This is a genomic window from Kitasatospora sp. NPDC087314, from assembly GCF_044744365.1.
GTDB lineage: Bacteria > Actinomycetota > Actinomycetes > Streptomycetales > Streptomycetaceae > Kitasatospora.
This window is the reverse complement of the sequence record NZ_JBIUYE010000038.1, coordinates 1-5,330: the sequence shown is the minus strand read 5'-3', so window position 1 is coordinate 5,330 and position 5,330 is coordinate 1. Positions and strand designations below refer to the sequence as shown.

Below are 5,330 nucleotides of genomic sequence, written 5' to 3'. Positions count from 1 at the left end.
CCTTCGTCGTCGCCCTCAACGGCTTCGACGGACACCAGCCCCACACCGCCGACGAAGTCCGCGAAGCACTCCAACTCAGCGCCGAAACCCCCGTCGTCACCCTCGACGCCCGCCGCCGCGACAGCGCCAAGAGCGCCCTCATCACCCTCGTCGAACACGCCCTCCTCGCCCGACTGCGATGAGCGGCGGGGCATCCGGACCCCCGGAGCCGTCGAACTGACGGCCCCGGGGGCGGAGCCGCTTACCGGCCGGTGTCCTCCAGGGGCACCGCACAAGACCCGTGTATAAGCAGCGGATAACAGTTCGGTAGGCATTTTGTGATCAACAGTGACCCTGTGTGGCGAATCAGCGCCACTCAGCGCCAGAAGACCACGGTTTTGCTCCGTCATGTCGGTGAATGTCCGGATTGCTCCGACGCGGGGGCCATGAGGCGGCTGTTTGTCCCCCATCCCTGCACGTGCTGAAATTCCAGCTACCCCTGAAGCTTTCGTGCCGGCCCGCCGGTGACGGGCCAGGGCCCGGGGGTAGCGCTGGATTGATCCATGGCCGGCAGTCGGCCGAGAGGTAGTTGTCGAGTGAGGCGTAAGCAGCAACCCGCCCCGCAGCGGCGCTCCGAGCCCCGCCGGAGCGAGCCGAACGGCACCGCAACGGACCCGGCCGGATTCTCCGCGTTCACACCCACCGAGGAACGCTCCCCGGCGTCCCCGGCCCCGCAGCCCCCGACCGCCTCCACGGAGCTCCGCGGCGGTGGCTCGGACGGCGACGGCGGCTCAGGCCGGTACGACTTCCTCCGCCCGCGCAACTGGCGCGTGCCGACCCGTCTGATCGCGATCCTGCTGATCCCCGTGATCATCAGCCTCGTCTTCGGCGGCCTCCGCGTGAACACCTCGGTCGACGGCTACATCAAGGCCTCCCGGGCCGAGAAGACCGCCGAGCTGGCCAAGGCGGCGACCGAACTCGCCGAAGCGCTGGAGATCGAGCGCGACACCACGCTGATACCCCTGCTCACCAAGCAGGACCCGGACGGCAAGGTCGCCAAGATCCGGGCCGACACCGACGCCGCGCTGAAGGCGTACGAGGCGGCCTACGCGGCCTCCGACAAGTCCGGCGAACTGCCGCGCCGCCACGAGGCCTTCCAGGCGCTCGTGATCGACCTGCCGCACCTGCGGGCCAACGCGTACGGCCCCGAGCTGTTCGCCAGCGCCACCGCCAACGCCTACTCGGTGATGTTCGCCCCGCTGCTGTCCTACGACAACTCGGTCGGCATGGGCTCCAGCAACGCGGCCAGCAAGGGTCGCGCGATCTACGCGATGTCCCTCGCCAAGGCCTCCGCCTCGACCCAGCGCGCACTCATGCTGCACCTGCTGGTCGGCATCTCCCAGAACGCCACCACCCGGTTCGAGAACGCCGACGTGATCCAGCAGATCCTGGTGTCGGAGCGGCTGGAGCAGGTCTCGCTGACCGAGTTCAACACCGGCAGCGCCCCCGAGGACGCCCGCAAGTACTCCAACGCGCAGGTCGCCCAGGCCACCGCGCAGGAGCGCTCGGCGTACAAGATGCCGAACGGCACCGCGCCCTCCATGCAGACCCTGCTCTCCCTCGGCGCCGCCTACAGCCAGGCCGCCGCCGAAGGCCAGACCAAGGGCAAGGCCGCCGCCGACCAGGCCTACAAGGAGGCCAAGGACGCGGGCCTCACCCCGGAGAACTGGAACCAGGCCGCCGGCTCCCACATCCAGGCCCTGCGGACCACCGAGGTCCAGCTGCTGGACGACGTCCTCACGGACTCCCGCAACCTCAAGGACAACGCGCTCTACGACGCCATCCTCAACACGATCATCGTCGTCGCCGCACTCATCCTGGCCGGCCTGCTCACCGGCTACGTCGCGCGCTCGATGATCCTCGGCATGCGCACCCTGCGCAGCGCCGCCCTGGAGATCGCCGACCACCGCCTGCCGGACCTGGTCGAGAAGCTCTCCAAGACCGACCCCGACCGGGTCGACACCTCGGTCAACGCGATCCCGCTGCACGGCAAGGACGAGATCGGCGAGGTCGCCCGGGCGTTCGACCAGGTTCACCAGCAGGCCGTGGCGCTCGCCGCCGAGCAGGCGCTGCTGCGAGGGAACGTCAACGCGATCTTCACCAACCTGTCGCGCCGCAGCCAGGGCCTGATCCAGCGCCAGCTGGCGCTGATCACCGACCTGGAGAACAACGAGGCCGACCCGGACCAGCTGGAGAACCTCTTCAAGCTGGACCACCTCGCGACCCGTATGCGCCGCAACGGTGAGAACCTGCTCGTCCTCGCGGGCGAGGAGGCCGGCCGCCGCTGGAACACCCCGGTCCCGCTGGTCGACGTGCTCCGCGCCGCCGCCTCCGAGGTGGAGCAGTACGAGCGCGTCGAGCTGTCCGGCATCCCGGAGGTCGAGGTCGTCGGCGCCGCCGTGACCGACCTCGTCCACCTGCTCGCCGAGCTGCTGGAGAACGCCACCTCGTTCTCCAGCCCGCAGACCCGGGTCCTGGTCAACGCGACCCGCCTGCCGGACGGCCGGGTGCTGGTCGAGATCCACGACAAGGGCATCGGCCTCACCGCCGACGACTTCGCCGAGATCAACGAGAAGCTGGCCGAGCCGCCCACCGTCGACGCCACCATCTCCCGCCGCATGGGCCTGTTCGTGGTCGGCCGCCTCTCGCAGCGGCACGACATCCGCGTCCAGCTCCGCCCCTCGGGCGAGTCCGCCGGCACCACCTCGCTCGTCATGCTCCCGCCGTTCATCACCCGCTCGGGCGCCGTACCGGAGCCCGAGGAGCAGTTCACCGTCTCCCGGATCTTCTCCGAGCAGGAGCCGACCTCCGAGTGGGCGTCCAACGGCCAGCCGCGCAGCGCCGCCGAGCTGGGCTTCGACGACCACCTCACCGGCAACGGCAACGCCGGCTCCAGCGGCTTCAGCCCGGCCCTGGAGGCCGTCCAGCGCTCGCAGCGCCTCGACCAGGTCCGCCGCGCGGCCCTGGAGAGCGCCCCGCACGGCGGCGAGCCGCCGGTGCTGGACGCCGAGGTCGAGGAGGAGTACCAGCAGGGCTACGACCAGTACGCCCCGCAGGCCTACGAGCAGTCCGGCTACGCCGACGACCAGTACGGCTACGCCCAGGACGGCTACCAGCAGGACGAGTACGGCCAGGACCAGTACGGCCAGTACCCGCAGCAGGGCTACGACCAGTCCGGCTACGCCGACGAGCAGTACGGCCGCCAGGACTACCAGGAGGCCGGATACCAGGGCTACCAGGACGGCTACGGCGCCGACCAGTACGGCCACCAGGCCGAGGAGGCCCCGGCCGGCCACCCGTACGCCCCGGAGCCGCCCGCCCTGCCCGCCGCCGAGTCCACCCCCACCCTGCCGTCCGGGCTGCCGCAGCGCCGCCCCGGCCAGCAGCTGGCGAGTGGCGGCTTCGGGGCGCAGGCCGCTCCGGCGGGCACCGGCTCCACCGGCGAGACCCCGAACTGGTTCGCCGGCGCCAAGGACACCTCGGCGGCCGAGGAACCGCGCGGCCACGACGTGTCGGCGCTCGGCGGCTACGGCCCGACCGGTCCGACCAACTCCCCCTGGCAGTCGCCCAACGACGGCGCCTGGCAGCGGGCCGAGCAGACCCGCGAACCCGCCTCCGGCGGCACCACCGGGGCGGGCCTGCCGCGGCGCGTGCCCAAGCAGAACCTGGTGGCCGGGAACGCCAAGCCCACTCCGCAGGAAGGGCCGCAGGTCTCCCGCAGCCCCGAGGAGGTCCGCGGTCGGCTCACCAACCTGCGCCGCGGTGTGGAGCAGGGCCGCAGTGCCGGTAACACCGGAAGCTTCCGGATCGACCCCGATCAGGTAGACCCGTCCGGCAACGGACAGAACCGAAGCACCGATCTCTTCGGCGGCTCGAACCACCAGGAGCGTTGAGTTGACTCAGATGAGCCAGGCCGCACAGAACCTGAACTGGCTGATCACCAATTTCGTGGACAACACCCCCGGGGTGTCCCACACCGTGGTGGTCTCCGCCGACGGCCTCCTGCTGTGCATGTCCGAGGGCTTCCCCCGCGACCGCGCCGACCAGCTCGCAGCCGTCGCCTCCGGCCTCACCTCCCTCACCTCCGGCGCCAGCCGGATCTTCGAGGGCGGCGAGGTCAACCAGACCGTCGTCGAGATGGAACGAGGCTTCCTCTTCCTCATGGCCATCAGCGACGGCTCCGCCCTCGCCGTACTCGCCTCCCCCGACTCCGACATCGGCCTCGTCGGCTACGAAATGGCCCTGCTCGTCGACCGCGCCGGCGCCGTCCTCACCCCCGCACTCCGCGCGGAACTCCAGGGCAGTCTCCTGCACTGACGGTCCGTCGGATACCGTCCAGGTATTCGAAGTACCTCCGCGTCCTTCCCGGGCCCGCTTCGGCGGGCTCGGGTTCGGACGTTGTACGGCCTTCGCACCACCGGCTCCGGACCTGCACCGAAGCTCGCACCGCACCGCCGCACCCTGTGAGGAGAGGAACCGTGACACCGCCCGACGACCGCAGCGGCCAGTACGGCGTTCCGTACCCTGGCACAGGCCATGACGCCTTCGGAGCACCCGGCGTCGGCCACGGTCAGCAGTACGGCCGGCCTCAGCACGGCCAGCAGTACGGCCAGCACCAGTACGGGCAGCCCCAGCACCCGTACGGGCAGCCGCAGGAGCAGTACGACCAGCACGGGCAGTACGGACAGCCGCAGCCCGCCTTCGACACGCCGCCGCCCGGCTACCCGGCGCCGGCGCCCGCCCCGGCCCCCGGCTACCAGCCGGCCCACGAGCCCGGGCACGTCGAGGAGTTCGAGGACGAACCCGACTCCGGCCCGCTGATCCGGCCGTTCGCGATGACCGGTGGCCGCACCCGGCCGCGCTACGAACTCGCGCTGGAGGCCCTCGTCTCCGCCGACGTCGACCCGCAGCGCCTGGCCACCCTGCTCCCCGAGCACCAGCGGATCTGCACCCTGTGCACGGAGGTCAAATCCGTCGCCGAGGTGTCGGCGCTGCTCTCCCTTCCCCTGGGGGTGGCCCGCATCCTCGTGGCCGACCTGGCCGAGGCCGGCCTCGTCGCCATCCACCAGCCCGCTTCCGGCGGCGAATCCGGAAACCAGCCCGACGTCACGCTGCTCGAAAGGGTCCTCAGTGGACTTCGCAAGCTCTAACGCGGCCGCCCCCACCCGCGCCACCACCTCCGCGAAGATCGTCGTCGCGGGCGGCTTCGGTGTCGGCAAGACCACGCTCGTCGGCGCCGTCTCCGAGATCAACCCCCTGCGCACCGAAGCCGTCATGACCTCGGCCTCCGC

Annotated in this window: 3 protein-coding genes and 2 pseudogenes; all 5 read left to right on the top strand. The window is 71.1% G+C overall.

Annotated elements, in window-relative coordinates:
• Positions 1 to 182: pseudogene (locus ACIO5E_RS39525) on the top strand (ATP-binding protein); the annotation flags it as partial.
• Positions 183 to 575: 393 nt separating this feature from the next.
• The gene (locus ACIO5E_RS39520) at positions 576 to 3,932 is read left to right on the top strand and encodes a nitrate- and nitrite sensing domain-containing protein (RefSeq protein WP_400677531.1); all 3,357 of its coding nucleotides are present in this window, start codon (positions 576 to 578) and stop codon (positions 3,930 to 3,932) included.
• A 10-nt stretch (positions 3,933 to 3,942) separates the two neighbouring features.
• On the top strand, positions 3,943 to 4,356 hold the full coding sequence (locus ACIO5E_RS39515) for a roadblock/LC7 domain-containing protein (protein WP_097236138.1): 414 nt from the start codon (positions 3,943 to 3,945) through the stop codon (positions 4,354 to 4,356).
• Positions 4,357 to 4,517: 161 nt separating this feature from the next.
• Positions 4,518 to 5,189 carry a DUF742 domain-containing protein gene (locus ACIO5E_RS39510; protein WP_400677529.1) on the top strand — a complete coding sequence of 224 codons (672 nt, stop codon included), beginning with the start codon at positions 4,518 to 4,520 and terminating at the stop codon, positions 5,187 to 5,189.
• Positions 5,170 to 5,330: pseudogene (locus ACIO5E_RS39505) on the top strand (ATP/GTP-binding protein); the annotation flags it as partial. The gene ACIO5E_RS39510 and the pseudogene ACIO5E_RS39505, both read left to right, overlap by 20 nt.

Coding starts and splice junctions, on each gene's coding strand:
- ACIO5E_RS39515 (WP_097236138.1), top strand. CDS start 3,943: ATGAGCCAGGCCGCACAGAACCTGAACTGGCTGATCACCAATTTCGTG.